We start from the raw sequence: 18,343 nt of genomic DNA, 5'->3' as shown, positions 1-18,343 counted from the left end.
GTTCCAGTCCTTGGCTAAACTGCCGGATCATTAGCCGAAAAGCCGCCCATCATGCTTCGTTTACTGTTCTGGATAGCCCTGATTGCCGCCGCTGTATGGTTCTGGCGCAAGTTCAAGGGCGCCTCCTCCGCGCCGAACGCTCCCCGGGAACAGGACGCACCGCCCATGGTGCGCTGCGCCCAATGCGGCGTACACCTGCCCCGCGACCGGGCGCTGGCCCTCGAACAACAATGGTATTGCAGCCAGGCTCACCTCGAGCAAGGCCCGGGCAATCGTGAGCGCTGAGGCCTCAAGCCCACGCGTCAAACAGACGCAGCGCCTGCTGCGTCTCTATCACCTGTACCGCCTGAGCATCGGCATCACCCTGGTGCTGCTGATCTCCAGCAACATGGACAACCGCCTGCTGGAGTTCGCCAACGACGACCTGCTGCGCAGCGGCAGCTGGTTGTACCTGGTGCTGAACATCCTGCTGGTGGTGTTCCTCGAGAACACGCGTCGCCCTGCCCGGCTGTTCGGCCTGGCCCTCACCGACGTGCTGTTGCTTTCGTGGCTGTTTTTCGCCGCCGGCGGCGTGCCCAGTGCCATCGGCAACCTGCTCATTGTCTCGGTGGCCATCGGCAACACGCTGCTGCGAGGCCGGATCGGCCTGTTGATCGCCGCCGTTGCCACCCTCGGCATCGTCGGTTCGAGCTTCTTTCTTGGCTTGGGCGACTCGAACCGTCCCAGCAGTTACTTGCAGGCCGGTACTCTCGGGGCACTGTGCTTTGCCGCCGCGCTGCTGGTGCAAGGCCTGACCCGACGCTTGGAAGCCAGCGAAACCCTGGCCGAGCAACGGGCCAGCGAAGTGATCGGGCTGGAAGCACTCAACGCCCTGATCCTGCAACGCATGCGCACCGGCATCCTGGTGCTTGACCGTGAGCGTCGGGTGCAATTGGCCAACGAAAGCGCGCTGAACCTGCTGGGCATGCACGATCTGGTCGGCCAGTCGCTCGACGATTACGCCACGGCACTGGTCGAACGCCTGCAATTGTGGCGCAACAACCCCAGCCTGCGCCCGTCCAGCCTGACCGTTACCGGCACGGGCCTGACCCTGCAACCGAGCTTCATCGCCCTGGGGCATCACGATCAGCAGCAGGTCCTGGTGTTCCTTGAAGACCTGGCCCAGGTTGCCCAGCAGGCCCAGCAGTTGAAACTCGCGTCCCTCGGGCGCCTCACCGCCGGTATCGCCCATGAAATCCGCAACCCCTTGGGCGCCATCAGTCACGCGGCGCAATTGCTGTGCGAATCCGAGGAACTGAACGACGCGGATCGGCGTCTGACGCAGATTATTCAAGATCACTCCCAACGAATGAATCGCGTCATTGAAAACGTTCTGCTGCTGTCTCGCCGCCAACAAACCACACCCCAGCGCCTCGACCTGCGCACTTGGCTCGACCCATTCGTCCGACAGGCCCGCGAAAGCATGGCCGAACACCAGCGATTGCACCTGAGCATCGACCCGGGGGACTACACCACGCTGATGGACCCCGACCAGCTCACCCAGGTACTCGACAACCTGCTGCGCAACGCCTGGCGCCATAGCGCAATGGTCCATGAACAGGCCGAGGCCTGGTTGAAACTGTTCATCGCCCCCCTCAGCCAGCTGTCGACACTGGACATCATCGACAACGGCCCCGGTGTAACGCCCGAGCAGCAGGCGCATTTGTTCGAACCCTTCTTTACCACCAGTAGCCAGGGCACCGGCCTTGGGCTCTATCTGTCCCGTGAGCTGTGCGAAAGCAATCAAGCCCGCCTAGACTTCAAACCACGCCAAGGCGGCGGTTGCTTTCGCATCACCTTTGCTCACGGACGGAAACAGCTTTGAATAATCGCTCACGGCAACGAATCCTGATCGTCGATGACGAACCGGACATCCGCGAACTCCTGGACATCACCCTGGGCCGGATGAAACTCGACACCCGCAGCGCCAAAAACCTTACCGAGGCCCAAGCCCTGCTGACGGGGGATGCCTTCGACCTGTGCCTGACCGACATGCGTCTGCCCGACGGCACCGGCCTGGAGCTGGTGCAGCACATCCAGCAACGTTATCCACAGCTGCCCGTGGCGATGATCACCGCCTATGGCAGCCTGGAAACCGCCATCGACGCCCTCAAGGCCGGCGCCTTCGATTTCCTGACCAAACCGGTCGACCTGGGGCGGCTGCGGGAACTGGTCACCAGTGCCCTGCGCCTGCCGCCGGTCGCCACACCGACCAGCACCATCGAGCGCTGCCTGCTGGGCGACTCGCCGCCAATGCGCAACGTGCGCAAACAGATCGAAAAGCTCGCCCGCAGCCAGGCACCGGTGTACATCAGTGGGGAATCAGGCTCCGGCAAGGAACTGGTCGCCCGGCTGATCCACGAACAAGGCCCCCGCGCCAGCCAGAGCTTTGTGCCGGTCAACTGTGGGGCAATTCCCACGGAACTGATGGAAAGCGAGTTCTTTGGCCACCGCAAGGGCAGCTTCAGCGGCGCCATCGAAGACAAGCCAGGACTGTTCCAGGCTGCCCATGGCGGGACCTTGTTCCTTGATGAAGTGGCCGACCTGCCCCTGGCGATGCAGGTCAAGCTGTTGCGCGCCATCCAGGAAAAGGCCGTGCGCGCCGTGGGCGGCCAGCAGGAAGAAGTGGTGGATGTGCGAATCCTCTGCGCCACCCACAAGGACCTGGACGGCGAAGTGGCCGCCGGGCGCTTTCGTCAGGACCTGTATTACCGGCTGAATGTCATCGAATTGCGCGTCCCGCCCTTGCGCGAACGCCGCGAAGACATCGAACCGCTGGCCAATCACATGCTTCAGCGGCTGGCCAGCAGCACCGGCAGCCCGGCGGCCAAGCTACATCCACAAGCCTTGGAAGCCCTGCAAAACTACCGTTTCCCGGGCAATGTGCGGGAACTGGAGAACATGCTCGAACGGGCCTACACCCTGTGCGAACAACAGCTGATCGAAGCCGACGACCTGCGACTGGCTGAGGGTAATGCCAGCTCTGAGGCGGGCAACCCCGACTTGATGCAGGTCGACAACTTGGAAGACTACCTCGAAGACGTCGAACGTAAACTCATCCTCCAAGCCCTGGAGGAAACCCGCTGGAACCGCACGGCCGCGGCGCAGCGGTTGAAATTGTCGTTTCGGTCGATGCGGTATCGGTTGAAGAAACTCGGGTTGGATTGAGCCGGCGTCCGGCGCAGCTCAGCCAATGGCAAGGCCTACACCGAACTGTGTGGATTTACCTGTGGTGAGGGGATTTATCCCCATTGGGCTGCGAAGCAGCCCCCCAGGAGACCGACCTCAATCAGCCTGACATACCGAGGAGATGGTTTTCAGGGCCGCTTCGCAGCCCAACGGGGATAAATCCCCTCGCCACAAAATAATGTTCAACCTGATAGCTCTGTTGGTCCTTCTAGCCCTCCACCGGTACCTGCTTATCCAGCACGCGATTGGCCAACAACTCGCTCAGCTCGATCAGTTGTTGCACTCCCAAGGCAACATGCCGTCGCGAGCCTTCAAGTTCGAAGGCCAGGTCGCTGATCGTTGCGTTGGCTGAGGCCAGGGTTTCGCTGAGGTTGGTGAGGAGGCATTCGGTGTCGATGCCGTCCACGACAGTGAATAGCTGGTTTGAGGTGGGTTTCTTTTTGGCTTCGGGCTTTGGGCCAAGGTAATAGTCGAGGGCGCGCTTGGCGGCTTCATCAAGCCCTTTTGGGTTAAGGCTGGAGTCAGGAGAAGCGTTATTGGTTTCTGAAGGTGGTAGGGGTTTGTCACTCATTGCGGTACTCCAAAGAGGGAATGGATTACCAAGTTTTTCGGGCCGCGACGCCCGGACGCTGAATTGGCAGCGACCGGGAAAGGTTAGCCAGAGTTCTTCCCACCCGGCAACCGCCAGAACTCGTCGGAAAATTCTTTTTGAATCAAATTTTTGTCCGACCATTCCCACAAAAGCCTGGTTGACTGTGAGGGTGGTGTGTATATCCGTTTCTGCGGTTGCGGCCGCTGGCGGTTCCGCCCTTACGGCGGCTCACTTTTGAGAAGCGCAAAAGTAAGCAAAACGCTTCTGCCCCACCACTTGGCACCTCGCTTTGGCTCGGTGTGCACTCACTCCGGCATTGCTCCGTGGGCCCGCCGCGAAGGGCCATCCATGGCCCAGCGCGGCTATCCCGGCATCCATGCCGGGATGCCCACTACTCAATACCTGCGTTCGGCCATCGTGGTTAACGGGGCTCCGAGATCAACGTCCACCGCGAGGCGGCCTGATAGCCGACCTGGCTCTGGGTGATCGCGTTTCTCCTGTGGGAGCGGGCTTGCTCGCGAAGAGGCCGGAGCATTCAACATATTCATCGACTGTGCCATCGCCTTCGCGAGCAAGCTCGCTCCCACACTGGATCGGGAACGATCTACAGATTTTCGGCCACTGCAAATCCCTCTGGGAGCAAAGCTTGCTCGCGATGGCGGTGGATCAGCTTGCATCAGCGTTGGATGTACCGCCGTCTTCGCGAACAAGCTCGCTCCCACAATGGGATCGCACTAGGACCGGAAGAGCCAGGTCGGCTATAAGGCCGCCTCGCGAGCAAGCTTTGCTCCCACAGATCTGACAGGTGTACGAGCGGGAGAGCCAGGCCGGCTGTCAGGCCGCCTCGCTTTTGATCTTGATCTGGGGCGCCCCGTTAACCACGATGGCCGAACGCAGGTATTGCGCAGTGGGCATCCCGGCATGGATGCCGGGATAGCCGCGCTGGGCCATGGATGGCCCTTCGCGGCGGCCCACGGAGCAATGCCTGCGTTCGGGCATGCCGAGCCTAGGCGAGGCACCGAGTGGTGGGGCTAAAGCGTTTTGCTTACTTTTGCGCTTTTCAAAAGTGAGCCGCCGTCAGGGCGGAACCCTAAGTGGCCGTTACCGCAGGAATGGATATGTACTCGGCCAACAAAACCCCGGCCGGCTTTAAGGCCGCCTCGTCACTAAAACTCCCAAGCCAAAGCCGGACCTTACAAACGCCCCGCCGGCGCATACGGCACAGAATCGATCACCGGCTCACGCCCCAACATCAGATCCGTAAACAACTGACACGACGCCGGCGCCAACACCAGTCCATTACGATAATGCCCACAGTTCAACCACAACCCGGCAACCCCCGGCACCTCGCCGATATAGGGAATACCTTCAGGCGAGCCAGGCCGCAACCCGGCCCAATGCCCCACCACCTCGGCGCCCGACAGCGCTGGAATCAGTTGCTGTGCAGAAGCCTTCAGGCTCTCCAGCGCAACCTCGGTCGGGGTCTTGTCGAAACCTTCGCGCTCCAGCGTACTGCCAACCAGAATGTGCCCATCACGACGCGGGATCGCATAACGCCCCTTGGCCAACACCATACTCGACAAAAAGTCCGACGCGCATTTGTACAGAATCATCTGGCCCTTGACCGGCTCGACCGGCAACTTCAGTCCCAGCGTCTTGAGCAGTTCACCACTCCAGGCTCCCGCCGCCAGCACCACCTGATCGCCACGCATCGGTCCCGCCGAACTGTCCACCCCCACGACACGCCCGCCATCGCGGATGAACCCGCTGACCTCGCAATGTTCATGAAGCGTGACATTGGGCAATGCCTGCAACGCCGCCTTGAGGGATTTCACCAGCCGAGGGTTACGCACGTTAGCCACGCCAGCCATGTAGATCGCCCGGGAAAAACCCGCGCCCAGTACCGGCACGGCATCGTGGACCGTCGAGATATCCACAGCCCGCAGCGGACGCCCTTCCCGCTCGGCCCAGGCCAGCGCTTCGTCCTGGTCGTCCAGGTCCAGCCAATACAGCCCGGTCACGTGCACTTGTGGATCGATCCCGGTGGCCGCGAACAAACGCTCACCCAGCTGTGGATAAAAATCCTGCGACCAATGGGCCAGCGCCGTGACCGCCGGGCTGTAGCGCCAAGGGTACAACGGTGAAACGATGCCGCCGCCGGCCCAGGACGATTCCTGGCCGACATTGGAACGGTCCAGCAGCACCACACGTTGCCCTTCGGACGCCAGATTGAACGCCGTCAGCAGGCCGATGACTCCGCCACCGACGATCACCACTTGCTGTTGCCTGGTCATGTTCTGATTCGACTCACTAAAACAAAGGGCGCAAAAGCGCGCCCGGATGAAAGAAACTCAGCGCCCCCAACAATCCTTGGTGGTCAGCCCCGCAGTGGCGTTGAGCATGCTGCGTACGCCGGTATTGTTGAGGGTGAAATCACCGCACTTGTCCGTGGCCATGGACGAACCGCTCTTGCGTACGGCGGTCAGGGTGAAACTCTGGTCCGCCAGCGTCTGGGTAATGGTGTAGAAATCGTTGCCACTGCTCAGCCCGGTTGCATTGGTGTAGACGTTGTTCTTCGAGTAGTAGCGCTCGAGAATCTGCGCCTGCTCGGATAAGAGCCCGGCAATTTCAGTGCGTCGGCCCTTCTTCATGTATTCGGTCAGGCTCGGATAGCCGACGGTGATCACAATACCGATGATCGCGATCACGATCATGATTTCGATCAAGGTGAAACCCCGGTTGGATCTGCGCATGCCTTGCCCTCATTGTATTTGCCGCCACATGATGCGGCGGCTGCCGCCGACGGTTTTGCCCAGCAGGTCAGTGATACCGCCACTGGAATCGTTCACGATCATATTGGTGGCCCCATTGGCGCTGACGACGGCGCTCAGGGTCGGAATACCGCCCGTAAACACCACGCCGGCGGAAATCGTATCGAGGCTGGTGAGCGAACCATCGTTGTTGGTATCGAGTACCGCATAGTTGAGCATCTTACCGTTGAATGCATCCAATTCGATCAGTTTGCCGGTACCGAAGCTGGCGCAAGGGTCGGAGGTGTCTACGGCGGCCGTGGTAAAGATCACGCGCCCGAGCACCAGGTTGGCCGGGTTGATGGCCCGCTCCCCGGTCAGCACATTGTTGTACACCAGAGGCAGGTACCAGCCCTTCTTCGCAGGGTACGTCACGTCGGTCTGGCTGGTGGTCACGAACTGCCCGGTGCTGCCTGAAAACACTCCTGTGATCGACTGGGCCTGCAGGCTCGAGACGGTGATTTGCCCCCCGCCGCCAGTGGCGTCCCAGATCGAATAGAACGCTTGCAGATCCTTGTTGAGCTTGTCTGCCGCTTCGTTGAACTTACCGGTACCGAAAAAAACCTGGGTGCCGCCTTGGGGATTGTCTGCCAGCAGAGGCTGCACGGTGATCGGCTGGGTCGCGCCGCCGGGGGCGGTGAACAGCGGCTGGCCGGCAAACGCCAGGCCCCACGCGGTGGGCGAGGTGCCGCTGAGGTCGAATTTCCACATCCGCCCCTTCAAGTCGCCACCGTACGCCGCCTGCACCACATTCTGGGAGTTGACCCGCAACTTGACCGACGACAGGCCGTTATCGGTCTCACTGCCGTTGATGACGATTTTGCGGATCAGCGAACCGTCGCGGATATCCACGACGTACAACGCCGCCACGCCGCTGTTGCTGCCATAGCCGTTGGCGATGAACGCCGCCCAGCGACCGTCCGCCAGGCGCGCGACTTCGGGGCGTGCGTAGGCATAGCCCAAGTCATTGAAGGCGTTGGCGGTGTTGGCAACGGTTGGCGCGCTGATTTCCCACAGCGCCCGAAACGCATTGCCCGCCGCCGCATCGAACAGCTGCACCGCAAAGAACGTCTTGCCGCCGGCCCCCGTACCGCCCAGGGCCACGGTCTTCCAGGCGCTCCCCGATTGCACGTCGAATACACCAACCTGTCCATCCACCAGGAACTTGTGGCTCACGCCGTTGATGTAGTTGGTGTCGGCGATGTCCTGCAACGAGGGCAGCACGTTCGAAGGCATGTAGGCGTAACGCCGGGTGCCGTTGGCACTGTTGATGACACTGAAAAAACCATCGTTGCCGTTCACCACCAGGCTGGTGCTCATGTTCGTCGCCTTGGTCGCCAGGTAGGTGCTATAGCTGGTGTCGTTGAGCAGGTCCGCAGCGGTCTGGTCGTTGGGCGATGCCAGCACCAGCGGCGAGTTGATGATGTCCCCCAGCAACGCGCTGCGCACCTTCAGGCCGGTCTTGTTGACGCCCTTGCTCCACTCCACCAGGTCATTGCCGGTGATTCCCGTGGGCAGGTTCTGGCTGAGGCTGGTTTGCTGGGCCGGCGAAAAGTTGCCGTAGGCCAGGGCCACCGGCACGTTGGTCGCGGTGTTCCAGGACTGATAGATCGGTGCCGTCGCGCCGGGCACGATGGCGGTATCGGTGGTCCATTGCACCGCTGCCGTGTTGACCGTGCCCGCCGAGGTAAAGCCAAACGCCCGGATGGTGCCGCGCCAGTCCTTGGGGTCATACGTGGTCTGGTAGTAGCTGGAGGTGCTCGACAATGTGGCAGCGTTAGTGGTGCCGCCGCCCCCGGAGCCAGCCTTGGAGGTGATGTCGCTCAAGGCCGACGCCAGGGCCGAGTTCAAGCCTTCGCTATCGCTCGCCGGATAATACTTGCCCGCCCCGTAGCGGGCAGCATCGGACAACATCTGGTTGGTGACGGCAAAACCCACGGTGTAGGTATTGAGATACTGCCGGGGAAAATCCGTGGCGTTCCAGCTCTTGCCCGTGGCGTCGGTGCCGGTGGAACGCATGTCGATGTCGAAGGCGAACTTGGCGATATCGTCCAGGTACAGCGTGTCGCCCTCGTCATCACCATTGAGATCGGCGCCATCGTTATTGATGCTGTCCCAATTCGGCAACCGGGGACCACCCGCGGCAGTAGCCTGCGGGTCGTTGGTGGGAAATGTCCGGTCATAGGTAGGCAAGCCGTCGGTGATCACCACGCCGAAGTTTTTCTGGCAACGGTACTGGATCGGGCTGGTGTAGGTGGCGGGCGTTCCATTGTAGTAAGGCGCCATCCCCCTGAAATAACGGGTGACCTCGTAGTAGCTCTCGGCCAACGGGGTATTGGCGACCGCACCCAGGCCGTTGATGGCGTTGATCAGCGCGCTGTAGTTGCTGTTGGCCTGGGTCTGGGTCACGCTGCCGCTGACGGGCGACAAGTCGCTGATGGCGCGAGCGATGTAGCCCCCGGGGCCGGAGTTGCTGAAATTAGGTGGATTGAACGTGGCGAGGCCAATACGCAGGGCGCGGTTATTGGCGACCAGGTCGTTGGAGACATCCCGTGCCACGTTGATGCGGTAGTCATTGGGAATGGTGCCGGTGGTGAAGTCTCGGCTCGAACCGTTGGCCAAGGTCACCAGGTATGCCAGGTATTTAGCGGTGTAACGGGTATCCCCGTTCCCTACCGGGTCCGGCAACCGCAGACAGATCCGCCCGATGCTGGATCGATAGAAGCCATACCAACCAGACGAGCAGCCGCCACGCAACAGGCTCAACAACAGGATATTCGAGTCGTCCTGGTCCAGCTCATACCTGTCATTGCAATTGCTGCTGGAACTGCATGCAAATGTGCGTGTTTGCGTCGCCGCCGGATCAAACCCCGCCGCCCAGATAATATTGTTCATGCTCCCCGAATCATCGATCAGCAGCATCACGTTCGGCGTGACGGCGGCCGCACTCAGCAACGGCGAATCCGAAGGCGTGAACGCATAGGCCGGCGCCGCCAGGTAAAGGCTGAGCAACGCCCCCCACAGCACCTGCCTCCAACTACCCCGCACTTCAGTACTTCGCATAAATGCTCTCCACCACGCTGCGCTGGTTATTCCCCACCACCGCCACCGCTGTGATCCGATACAACGTCGCCGAGGTATTGACCGGCACGTTGACCGCAGTGAGCGTCGTACCGATGTTCTGCACACCATAAAACCCGCCGGCGGCGGCAACCCAGAGCACCCCCGACGACGAATTGCGCCCAGCCCCCGTCAGCGTCGCCGACTCGGCCGGCGGCGCGCACTGGGTCGTGGTGGTACACACCGGCAATGAATAGGTTTCGACCTGCACCGCGCTCTCACCCACCCTCAGCGCCGCCTCGGCCACCTGGAACGACTGATTGCGCTGCATGACGCTGCTGGTCATCTTTTCCTGGAGGGTGGCGCTCTGCATCGATGACAGACCGATCAGCGTCAGCAGCAACAGGAAGACCAGGCTGACCAGCAATGCCATGCCCCGCTGGCGGTGCACCTGCCCCATCGAAGTCATCTCCTTCATAGCAACCGGTTGCGCAAGGCGGCAACCACGTTGAAGGTCTGCTCGCGCACTGCGTTCCTTGGATCAAAAAGCGTCAGGGTCAGGCGCACGCTGCGGATCAGTGCCGGGTCAGGCGGATTGCTGGTGTAGCTCGACGCCGCGATGTCCGTCGCGCTGCCGGCCACGCCAAACGTCACGTCGAACGCCCGCACGTTGTCCACCAGCACCGACAAGGTCGGGTTGCCGGCGCCGCTGCCCAGCAGCAATTGGTTGTTGTTGAAGCTGTAGACCAGCCGGCGGATCGGGAAGGCCAACTGCCCCGTCGCCGGTAGTCGCGCGTTGGTATAGGCCGTCGCCGAGGTGCGGCAATCGGAGACAACGGTCCAGGTCGGAGCGCTACCGCCACTCCCTATGTCGGCGGTCACCAGGGTCAGTCTGCGGTTGGCGTTATCCCAGCGGATCGGGGTGATCTGGCTGGCATTGAAGTCATTGGCCGTGGAAGCATCGGTAATGGTCCCCAGGCAACCGAACATACCCACCATGCGAATTTCCTGGACCATTTTGCTCAGGACGAACCGGGCGTCCTCCTGCATCACCGCTGCCGCACTTTGGCTGATGTAGGTGTTCTTGGCGGCGATGAAAATCTGCACGACACCCAGGATGACGATCAGGCTGAGCACCAGGGCAATCATCAATTCGATCAGGCCGAATCCCCGGCAACGCCTGTTCATGGCGGCGTCCCCGGCGGATCGACGGCGACGCGGCTGGTCAGTACGAAGCTGCGCCGCGCCTCGGCCGCGTCGGTGGTGTTGGCGGCCCGTGCGTCGTCCCAGGAAATGGTGATGGTGTAGACCCGCTGGTTCAGGGCAATGGTGCCGGTGGCCGTGGCGCCGCCGAACGCGATGATGTTGGTCTTGAAATCATAGAGGTCCTGGTCCCGGGCCACGTTGAGGTTCGGCGAGCTGGGCGGTGTGACGGTGTAGTCGGCGCCGGAGTTGGCGCGTATGCGGTCCAGCAGGTCGTAGGCAATGAAACTGGCCTGACTGGTCATGCGCGAACTGTCGGTGTACTTGAGCGCATTGAGCTGGATCATCGCGGCCCCCAGCAAGCCGACGCCGAGAATCAGCACCGCCACCAGCACCTCGATCAGCGTCATGCCCCTCTGTGTCCTTTTACCGCAAACCTTCATCCGCAACTTCCACCCAATACGATTCGTCCATTGAGACAAACATTCAGCGTCCTGCTCTGCGTCCCTCGCACATAATTGAAACTCACCGGCGTGGCCGGTGCCGATAACCCGCCGAGGTTGTTGAAATCGATGTTGTTCACCGCTGAGGTTAGCGTCAGAGTCGCACCACTGCTCATCGCTGGAACAACCCGCAATACATTGGCCGGCGTGCCAGTACTGTCATACACCGTCAGTTCGCCGCTCCAGACGCTGCCCTCGGCCGTCGGCCGGATGCGCGTGGTGATACCACGGTCGATCGCCTCCAGCCGGGCAAAGTTCAGAGCCCGGCGCAAATCGTCAACCTCGGTGTCGGCCTTGGTGCTTTGCAGCGAGCCAGTGAATGACGGCACCGCCATGGTAATCAGGATCAGCAGCACGCCAAGGGCCACCAGCACCTCGATCAGCGTGAAACCTTTTGTACGAAGATCCATCGGTGCCCTCCGTTGCCGTCGGCTATACCTGCCTCTACACGCTAGAACAAACCACTGCCGTATGCTCGATACTGCCCTGTGGTGAGGGGATTTATCCCCTCGCCACAATGGGCCATTAATCTTGAATCCGCTTCACATTCTCCAGGGAGGAGATGTCATGCACCAACAGGGCTTCAGCCTGATCGAACTGCTCATGGGACTGGCAATTGCCGCAATTGTTCTGCCGTGGGCCAACGCGGGCTACAAAGAACTGATCGCATCCATCGAGCGCAAGGACACCGCGCAGTTGCTGATCAGCGGGTTACGCAGCGCACGCAGCGAGGCCATCACGCGCAACCGGACGGTCGTGCTCAGGGGGATAGACAACGATTGGGGCCGGGGCTGGCGCATCACCCTGGACGATAAGGAGAAGACCGTGCTGATGGAGCGCAGCGCCAGCGCCCGGGTGGTCGGCAACCAGCCGATGAAACGCCGGGTGAGGTTCGGCAGCCAAGGGGAAGCCCTGCACCCCAGTGGCGCATTCCAGGCGGGCACACTGCATGTCTGCGCCAAACGCGGGCCGGTCAGTCATCATCAAGTGATACTGGCGCCTTCCGGCCGCGTGCGCCTGGAAAGCGTCGAAGCCAAACAGGCGCTGTGCGAAAAAGGACTTACAGCAAGGAGCGCACGCGCAGCTCCTTCGGCATCGAGAACGTGATGTTCTCCTCGCGACCGGCCAGCTCATCGGCACCAGTGGCGCCCCAAGCCTGCAATTGCTGGATCACGCCACGCACCAGGACTTCCGGCGCGGAAGCACCGGCAGTGATGCCGATACGCTCGACGCCCTCGAACCAGCTGCGTTGCATGTCCTCGGCCCCGTCGATCAGGTAAGCGGGCGTGGACATGCGCTCGGCCAGCTCGCGCAAGCGGTTGGAGTTGGAACTGTTCGGGCTGCCGACCACCAGCACCACATCGCATTCGTTGGCCAGTTGCTTGACCGCATCCTGACGGTTCTGGGTGGCGTAGCAGATGTCATCCTTGCGCGGACCACCGATGGCCGGAAAACGCGCGCGCAGGGCGTCGATCACACGGCTGGTGTCGTCCATGGACAGGGTCGTCTGGGTCACGAAAGCCAGGCTATCGGGGTTGCGTACTTGCAAGGCCGCAACGTCATCCTCGTCTTCGACCAGGTAGATGGCACCGCCGTTGCTGGCATCGTATTGGCCCATGGTGCCTTCGACTTCCGGGTGGCCTTCATGGCCGATCAGGACGCACTCGCGACCGTCACGGCTGTAGCGCGCCACTTCGATGTGCACCTTGGTCACCAATGGGCACGTCGCGTCGAACACCTTCAGGCCCCGCCCGGCGGCTTCACTGCGCACGGCCTGGGAAACCCCGTGGGCACTGAAGATCACTATGACGTCGTCCGGTACCTGGTCCAGTTCCTCGACGAAAATGGCCCCGCGGCTGCGCAGGTCCTCGACGACGAATTTGTTGTGGACCACTTCGTGGCGCACGTAGATCGGCGGCCCGAAGACTTCCAGGGCGCGGTTGACGATTTCGATCGCCCGGTCCACACCGGCGCAAAAGCCACGGGGGTTGGCGAGTTTGATTTGCATGCTGTGCCTCGTGTCTTGCGCGCAAGAAATTGAATCAGTGCTTGTCGATCAAGCAAAAAAAACCGAAAACAATGGAGATCCCATGTGGGAGCGGGCTTGCTCGCGAAAGCGGAGTGTCAGTCAGCACAGATATTGGATGTGCCGACGCTTTCGCGAGCAAGCCCGCTCCCACACTAAACCGCATTCACTCAGTTACAACGCCTTGACCTCAAGGATTTCCACTTCGAAGTTCAAGGTCTTGCCCGCCAGCGGATGATTGAAGTCCACGGTCACCTGGGCGTCATCGAACGCCTTCACCACACCCGGCAGCTCGGTATTGGCCGCGTCGTTGAAGATCACCAGCAGGCCCTCGGACAGCTCCATGTCCTGGAACTGGGAGCGTGGCATGGTCTGCACGTTTTGCGGGTTGGGCTGACCAAAGGCATTTTCCGGTGGCACGACCACGGTGCGCTTGTCGCCGGCCTTGAAACCGAGGATCGCCGCTTCGAAGCCTGGCAGCAGGTTGCCATCACCGACCTTGAACACCGCCGGGGCCTTGTCGAAGGTGCTGTCGACGGTGTCGCCGTTTTCCAGGTGCAGGGCGAAGTGAAGCTTCACTTCGGTGTTTTGAGCGATACGCTGCTCAGTCATGGACGGCTTCTCCGGTTTTCTTGCTCTTGAACATGTCCAGGGCGAGCATCACGGCGCCCACACTGATGGCACTGTCGGCAAAGTTGAACGCCGGGAAATACCAGCGGTTCTGCCAATGCACCAGAATGAAATCGATGACGTGGCCCAGGGCGATGCGGTCATAGAGATTGCCCAGCGCCCCCCCCAGCACCAAGGCCAGTGCCACAGCCAGCCAGGTCTCATTGCGCCCCAGGCGCTTGAGCCAGACCACCAGCACGGCACTGACCACTACGGCAATCAGGGCGAACAGCCAGCGCTGCCAGCCGGAACTGTCGGCCAGGAAACTGAACGCCGCCCCGGTGTTGTAGGCCAGGGTCCAGCTGAAGTAATCCGGGATGATCACGATCTGCTGGTACAGGGTCAACGAGCTTTCAAAGTAGAACTTGCTGGCCTGGTCGATGACCAGTACCAGCACGCTCAACCAGAGCCAGCCCAGCCGTCCGAAACGGCCCGCTGCTTTAGGCGCCACATTAGGCATAGTGGCGAACCTCGCCAGCACCGCTGATGTTGTCGACGCAACGACCACAGATTTCCGGATGCTCCGGGTTCACGCCGACGTCTTCGCGGCAGTGCCAGCAGCGGGCGCACTTGGTGTGGTTCGACTTGACGATCTTCAGCTTCAGGCCGCTGACTTCAGTGGTTACCGCATCGGCCGGGGCCTGCACGAAAGGTGCAACACTGGCGGTGGAGGTGATCAGCACAAAGCGCAGCTCGTTGCCCAACTTGGCCAGGTCGGCACCCAGGGCCTCTTCGGCGTAGAGGGTGACTTCGGCCTGCAGGTTGCCGCCGACGGCCTTGGCCGCCCGCTGGATCTCCATTTCCTTGTTGACCGCGGCCTTGACCGCCATGACCCGATCCCAGTACGCACGGTCCAGCTCGAAGCCTTGCGGCAGTTCGGTCAGGCCTTCGTACCAGGTGTTGAGCATCACCGACTCGTTGCGCTCGCCCGGCAGGTATTGCCACAGCTCATCGGCGGTGAACGCCAGGATCGGCGCGATCCAGCGCACCAAGGCCTCGCTGATGTGGAACAGCGCGGTCTGGCACGAACGGCGCGCCTTGCTGTTGGCGCCGGTGGTGTACTGGCGGTCCTTGATGATGTCGAGGTAGAAACCACCGAGCTCCTGCACGCAGAAATTGTGGATCTTGGAGTAGACGTTCCAGAAGCGGTATTCGCCGTAGTGCTCCTGCAATTCGCGTTGCAGCAACAGGGTACGGTCCACGGCCCAACGGTCCAGCGCGAGCATTTCTTCGGCCGGCAGCAGGTCGGTGGCCGGGTTGAAGCCGGTCAGGTTCGAGAGCAGGAAGCGCGCGGTGTTACGGATCCGCCGGTAGGCGTCCGCACTGCGCTGCAGGATCTGCTCGGAAACGGCCATCTCGCCGGAATAGTCGGTGGAGGCCACCCACAGGCGCATGATGTCGGCACCCAGGGTGTCGTTGACCTTTTGCGGCGCGATCACGTTGCCCAGGGACTTGGACATCTTGCGGCCGGACTCGTCGACGGTGAAGCCGTGGGTCAGCAGCTCGCGGTACGGCGCGTGGTTGTCGATGGCGCAACCGGTCAGCAACGACGAGTGGAACCAGCCACGGTGCTGGTCGGAGCCTTCCAGGTACAGGTCGGCGCGCGGGCCGCTCTCATGGCCCATTGGGTGCGAACCACGCAGCACGTGCCAGTGGGTGGTGCCGGAATCGAACCAGACGTCCAGGGTGTCGCTGATCTTGTCGTACAGCGGTGCTTCGTCGCCCAACAGCTCAGCGGCATCGAGCTTGAACCAGGCTTCGATGCCTTCGGCTTCGACGCGCTTGGCCACGACTTCCATCAGTTCGACGGTGCGCGGGTGCAACTCGCCGCTTTCCTTGTTCAGGAAGAACGGGATCGGTACACCCCAGTTGCGCTGGCGGGAGATGCACCAGTCCGGACGATTGGCGATCATCGAGTGCAGGCGCGCCTGGCCCCAGGCCGGTACGAACCGGGTCTCTTCGATGGCCTTGAGCGAACGCTGGCGCAGGGTGTCGCCGCTGGTGGGCTGCTTGTCCATGCCGATGAACCACTGCGCGGTGGCGCGGTAGATCAGCGGGGTCTTGTGGCGCCAGCAGTGCATGTAGCTGTGTTCGATGACGGTGGTGTGCAGCAGCGCGCCGACTTCGGTCAGCTTGTCGACGATGACCGGGTTGGCTTTCCAGATGAACTGGCCGCCAAAGAACTCCAGCGACGGCGCGTACACGCCATTGCTCTGCACCGGGTTGAGGATGTCGTCGTTGACCATGCCGTACTTCTTGCAGGTCACGAAGTCGTCGACGCCATAGGCCGGCGCGGAGTGAACCACGCCAGTGCCTGCGCCCAGTTCCACGTAGTCGGCCAGGTACACCGGCGACAGGCGGTCATAGAACGGATGACGGAAATTGATCAGTTCCAGCGCCGAACCCGGGGCGGTGGCAACCACCGAACCTTCGAGGTTGTAGCGGGCCAGGCAGGCTTCGACCAGTTCTTCGGCCAGCACCAGCAGTTTGTCGCCAACGTCGACCAGGGCGTAGGTGAATTCCGGGTGGACGTTCAGCGCCTGGTTGGCCGGGATGGTCCACGGGGTGGTGGTCCAGATCACGATCGACGCTGGCTTGGCCAGCTTGCCCAGGCCGAACGCGGCGGCGAGCTTGTCTTCATCGGCGATCGGGAACGCGACGTCGATGGTCGAGGACTTCTTGTTCTCGTACTCGACTTCCGCCTCGGCCAGGGCCGAACCGCAATCGAAGCACCAGTTCACTGGCTTGAGGCCCTTGAACACGAAACCACCCTCGACGATTTTCGCCAGGGCACGGATTTCGCCGGCTTCGTTCTTGAAGTCCATGGTCTTGTACGGGTTGGCAAAGTCGCCCAGCACGCCGAGGCGAATGAATTCGGACTTCTGCCCTTCGATCTGCTCGGTGGCGTAGGCACGGCACAGCTCGCGGGTCTTGTCCGCGCCCAGGTTCTTGCCATGGGTCACTTCGACCTTGTGCTCGATCGGCAGGCCATGGCAGTCCCAGCCCGGGACATACGGCGCATCAAAACCCGACAGGGTCTTGGAGCGGATGATCATGTCCTTGAGAATCTTGTTCAGCGCGTGACCGATGTGGATGGTGCCGTTGGCGTACGGAGGGCCGTCGTGCAGGACGAACTTCGGACGATCCTTGCCAATTTCGCGCAACTTTCCGTACAGGCCAATGCTGTCCCAACGCTGCAGAATCTGTGGTTCGCGCTGAGGCAGGCCGGCCTTCATTGGGAAGGCGGTGTCCGGAAGGTTTAGCGTGGCTTTATAGTCGGTCATTTAAGGCTCTTCATTAGCGATTGGCGCTGGTTGCGACAAGGGCACGGGCGGCGGCGATATCTGCATGGATCGCCGTCTTGAGCGCCTCCAGAGAGGCAAAACGCTGCTCTTCACGCAGCTTATGGTGGAAAACCACCGTCAAACGCCGGTCATACAGATCGCCGGCAAAATCCAGAACATGTACTTCAAGATGGGCCTTGCCATCGCCCTGGACCGTGGGGCGCACGCCGATGTTGGCGACGCCGGGCCAGGTCTTGCCGTCGATCTCGACACTCACCAGGAACACCCCGGTCAGCGGCACCCGACGTCGCTTGAGTTGCACGTTGGCCGTCGGCGTGCCCAATTGGCGCGCCAACTTCTGCCCGTGCAGGATCCGCCCGGCAATCCGGTACGGCCGGCCGAGCAAGCGCTCGGCCAATTCGAAGTCGGCAGCCGCCAGGGCATTGCGGACCTGGGTGCTGCTGACGCGCAAGCCATCCATCTCGACGGTCTGCGCCGCCTCGACGGTGAACCCCTGGGCGATACCGGCCTGTTGCAGGTAATCGAAATCCCCGGACCGATCACAGCCGAAACGGAAATCATCGCCGACTTCCAGATGCTTCACATCGAGACCGTCCACCAGGATGGTATCGACGAATTCGGCGGCACTGAGCTTGCTCAGGCGCTGGTTGAAGGCCAGGCACAGGACCCGGTCGACACCTTCGGCAGCCAGCAGTTGCAGTTTGTCCCGCAACCGGGCCAGACGGGCCGGGGCGGTGTCCGGGGCGAAAAACTCCCGTGGCTGCGGCTCGAAAATCACCACGCAGCTGGGCACGCCCAACTCCAGCGCACGCTCGCGCAGTCGCGCCAGGATAGCCTGGTGGCCACGGTGAACACCGTCAAAGTTGCCAATAGTGGCGACACAGCCCCGATGCTGGGGGCGCAGGTTGTGGAGGCCTCGAACCAGCTGCATAACGCGCTTCTTGCTC

Annotated in this window: 18 protein-coding genes; 4 read left to right on the top strand and 14 right to left on the bottom strand. The window is 61.7% G+C overall.

Annotation, left to right across the window (positions count from 1 at the left end; genetic code table 11):
* Positions 1-51 precede the first annotated feature (51 nt).
* From BM317_RS20415 to BM317_RS20405, 3 genes are read left to right on the top strand one after another with little or no spacing between them, the layout of a single operon-like run.
* A complete protein-coding gene (locus tag BM317_RS20415) occupies positions 52-285 on the top strand; it encodes a PP0621 family protein (protein WP_092172422.1) in 234 nt (77 codons plus the stop codon).
* Positions 275-1,864 (top strand): two-component system sensor histidine kinase NtrB, encoded by a 1,590-nt coding sequence (locus BM317_RS20410; RefSeq protein WP_092475951.1) that lies wholly within the window; start codon positions 275-277, stop codon positions 1,862-1,864. The genes BM317_RS20415 and BM317_RS20410 overlap by 11 nt, the downstream gene beginning before the upstream one ends.
* The gene (locus tag BM317_RS20405; RefSeq protein WP_092475949.1) at positions 1,861-3,207 is read left to right on the top strand and encodes a sigma-54-dependent transcriptional regulator; all 1,347 of its coding nucleotides are present in this window, start codon (positions 1,861-1,863) and stop codon (positions 3,205-3,207) included. The genes BM317_RS20410 and BM317_RS20405 overlap by 4 nt, the downstream gene beginning before the upstream one ends.
* A 229-nt stretch (positions 3,208-3,436) precedes the next feature.
* Here the strand turns inward: BM317_RS20405 and BM317_RS20400 are convergent, their stop codons facing one another.
* From BM317_RS20400 to BM317_RS20360, 9 genes are all read right to left on the bottom strand, one after another.
* Positions 3,437-3,799, bottom strand: a complete 363-nt coding sequence (locus BM317_RS20400; protein ID WP_092172431.1) for a DUF6124 family protein — start codon at positions 3,797-3,799, stop codon at positions 3,437-3,439.
* 855 nt (positions 3,800-4,654) lie between these two features.
* On the bottom strand, positions 4,655-4,819 hold the full coding sequence (locus BM317_RS30760) for a hypothetical protein (protein ID WP_170866269.1): 165 nt from the start codon (positions 4,817-4,819) through the stop codon (positions 4,655-4,657).
* Between the two features lie 194 nt (positions 4,820-5,013).
* Positions 5,014-6,114 (bottom strand): glycine oxidase ThiO, encoded by a 1,101-nt coding sequence (gene thiO / locus BM317_RS20390; protein WP_092475946.1) that lies wholly within the window; start codon positions 6,112-6,114, stop codon positions 5,014-5,016.
* Positions 6,115-6,171: 57 nt separating this feature from the next.
* On the bottom strand, positions 6,172-6,573 hold the full coding sequence (locus tag BM317_RS20385) for a type IV pilin protein (protein ID WP_092172437.1): 402 nt from the start codon (positions 6,571-6,573) through the stop codon (positions 6,172-6,174).
* A gap of 9 nt (positions 6,574-6,582) precedes the next feature.
* Complete coding sequence (locus BM317_RS20380) at positions 6,583-9,693, bottom strand: pilus assembly protein (RefSeq protein ID WP_092475943.1); 3,111 nt, start codon at positions 9,691-9,693, stop codon at positions 6,583-6,585.
* Positions 9,680-10,150, bottom strand: coding sequence for a pilus assembly PilX family protein (locus tag BM317_RS20375; protein ID WP_060740564.1), 471 nt, complete (start codon positions 10,148-10,150; stop codon positions 9,680-9,682). Before BM317_RS20375 ends, BM317_RS20380 begins: the two co-directional genes overlap by 14 nt.
* A gap of 14 nt (positions 10,151-10,164) precedes the next feature.
* Positions 10,165-10,878, bottom strand: coding sequence for a PilW family protein (locus BM317_RS20370; RefSeq protein WP_092172443.1), 714 nt, complete (start codon positions 10,876-10,878; stop codon positions 10,165-10,167).
* Positions 10,875-11,336, bottom strand: a complete 462-nt coding sequence (gene pilV, locus BM317_RS20365; RefSeq protein WP_092172446.1) for a type IV pilus modification protein PilV — start codon at positions 11,334-11,336, stop codon at positions 10,875-10,877. Before pilV ends, BM317_RS20370 begins: the two co-directional genes overlap by 4 nt.
* Positions 11,333-11,806 carry a GspH/FimT family pseudopilin gene (locus BM317_RS20360; protein WP_092172450.1) on the bottom strand — a complete coding sequence of 158 codons (474 nt, stop codon included), beginning with the start codon at positions 11,804-11,806 and terminating at the stop codon, positions 11,333-11,335. The genes pilV and BM317_RS20360 overlap by 4 nt, the downstream gene beginning before the upstream one ends.
* Before the next feature lie 157 nt (positions 11,807-11,963).
* On the opposite strand from BM317_RS20360, the gene BM317_RS20355 reads away from it, so the two are divergent.
* Positions 11,964-12,503, top strand: a complete 540-nt coding sequence (locus BM317_RS20355; protein ID WP_092172453.1) for a GspH/FimT family pseudopilin — start codon at positions 11,964-11,966, stop codon at positions 12,501-12,503.
* Here BM317_RS20355 and ispH read toward each other — a convergent pair.
* The 5 genes from ispH to ribF form a co-directional block, all read right to left on the bottom strand.
* Positions 12,457-13,404 (bottom strand): 4-hydroxy-3-methylbut-2-enyl diphosphate reductase, encoded by a 948-nt coding sequence (ispH, locus tag BM317_RS20350; RefSeq protein ID WP_092172457.1) that lies wholly within the window; start codon positions 13,402-13,404, stop codon positions 12,457-12,459. The two genes, BM317_RS20355 and ispH, sit on opposite strands and share 47 nt — an antisense overlap.
* A gap of 192 nt (positions 13,405-13,596) precedes the next feature.
* Entirely contained in the window at positions 13,597-14,034 is a 438-nt protein-coding gene (gene fkpB, locus BM317_RS20345; protein ID WP_072411902.1) for an FKBP-type peptidyl-prolyl cis-trans isomerase, read from the bottom strand.
* Positions 14,027-14,551, bottom strand: a complete 525-nt coding sequence (lspA, locus tag BM317_RS20340; RefSeq protein ID WP_092475940.1) for a signal peptidase II — start codon at positions 14,549-14,551, stop codon at positions 14,027-14,029. The genes fkpB and lspA overlap by 8 nt, the downstream gene beginning before the upstream one ends.
* Positions 14,544-17,375, bottom strand: coding sequence for an isoleucine--tRNA ligase (gene ileS / locus BM317_RS20335; protein WP_092172463.1), 2,832 nt, complete (start codon positions 17,373-17,375; stop codon positions 14,544-14,546). The genes lspA and ileS overlap by 8 nt, the downstream gene beginning before the upstream one ends.
* Before the next feature lie 13 nt (positions 17,376-17,388).
* Entirely contained in the window at positions 17,389-18,327 is a 939-nt protein-coding gene (gene ribF, locus BM317_RS20330; protein WP_053125376.1) for a bifunctional riboflavin kinase/FAD synthetase, read from the bottom strand.
* Between the last annotated feature and the right edge of the window lie 16 nt (positions 18,328-18,343).

It is taken from the genome of Pseudomonas sp. NFACC24-1 (assembly GCF_900115235.1).
GTDB lineage: Bacteria > Pseudomonadota > Gammaproteobacteria > Pseudomonadales > Pseudomonadaceae > Aquipseudomonas > Aquipseudomonas fluorescens_AA.
The sequence above is the reverse complement of the archived record's forward strand: the minus strand, read 5'-3'. Positions and strand labels throughout refer to the sequence as shown.

What these genes read in the sequence shown, in the direction of transcription:
- BM317_RS20380 (WP_092475943.1), bottom strand. Translation starts at nt 9,693, where the DNA reads ATGCGAAGTACTGAAGTGCGGGGTAGTTGGAGGCAGGTGCTGTGGGGG.
- lspA (WP_092475940.1), bottom strand. Translation starts at nt 14,551, where the DNA reads ATGCCTAATGTGGCGCCTAAAGCAGCGGGCCGTTTCGGACGGCTGGGC.
- BM317_RS20370 (WP_092172443.1), bottom strand. Translation starts at nt 10,878, where the DNA reads ATGAACAGGCGTTGCCGGGGATTCGGCCTGATCGAATTGATGATTGCC.
- BM317_RS20415 (WP_092172422.1), top strand. Translation starts at nt 52, where the DNA reads ATGCTTCGTTTACTGTTCTGGATAGCCCTGATTGCCGCCGCTGTATGG.
- thiO (WP_092475946.1), bottom strand. Translation starts at nt 6,114, where the DNA reads ATGACCAGGCAACAGCAAGTGGTGATCGTCGGTGGCGGAGTCATCGGC.
- fkpB (WP_072411902.1), bottom strand. Translation starts at nt 14,034, where the DNA reads ATGACTGAGCAGCGTATCGCTCAAAACACCGAAGTGAAGCTTCACTTC.
- BM317_RS20360 (WP_092172450.1), bottom strand. Translation starts at nt 11,806, where the DNA reads ATGGATCTTCGTACAAAAGGTTTCACGCTGATCGAGGTGCTGGTGGCC.
- BM317_RS20400 (WP_092172431.1), bottom strand. Translation starts at nt 3,799, where the DNA reads ATGAGTGACAAACCCCTACCACCTTCAGAAACCAATAACGCTTCTCCT.
- BM317_RS20375 (WP_060740564.1), bottom strand. Translation starts at nt 10,150, where the DNA reads ATGGGGCAGGTGCACCGCCAGCGGGGCATGGCATTGCTGGTCAGCCTG.
- BM317_RS20385 (WP_092172437.1), bottom strand. Translation starts at nt 6,573, where the DNA reads ATGCGCAGATCCAACCGGGGTTTCACCTTGATCGAAATCATGATCGTG.
- ispH (WP_092172457.1), bottom strand. Translation starts at nt 13,404, where the DNA reads ATGCAAATCAAACTCGCCAACCCCCGTGGCTTTTGCGCCGGTGTGGAC.
- pilV (WP_092172446.1), bottom strand. Translation starts at nt 11,336, where the DNA reads ATGAAGGTTTGCGGTAAAAGGACACAGAGGGGCATGACGCTGATCGAG.
- BM317_RS20355 (WP_092172453.1), top strand. Translation starts at nt 11,964, where the DNA reads ATGCACCAACAGGGCTTCAGCCTGATCGAACTGCTCATGGGACTGGCA.
- ribF (WP_053125376.1), bottom strand. Translation starts at nt 18,327, where the DNA reads ATGCAGCTGGTTCGAGGCCTCCACAACCTGCGCCCCCAGCATCGGGGC.
- ileS (WP_092172463.1), bottom strand. Translation starts at nt 17,375, where the DNA reads ATGACCGACTATAAAGCCACGCTAAACCTTCCGGACACCGCCTTCCCA.
- BM317_RS30760 (WP_170866269.1), bottom strand. Translation starts at nt 4,819, where the DNA reads ATGCCCGAACGCAGGCATTGCTCCGTGGGCCGCCGCGAAGGGCCATCC.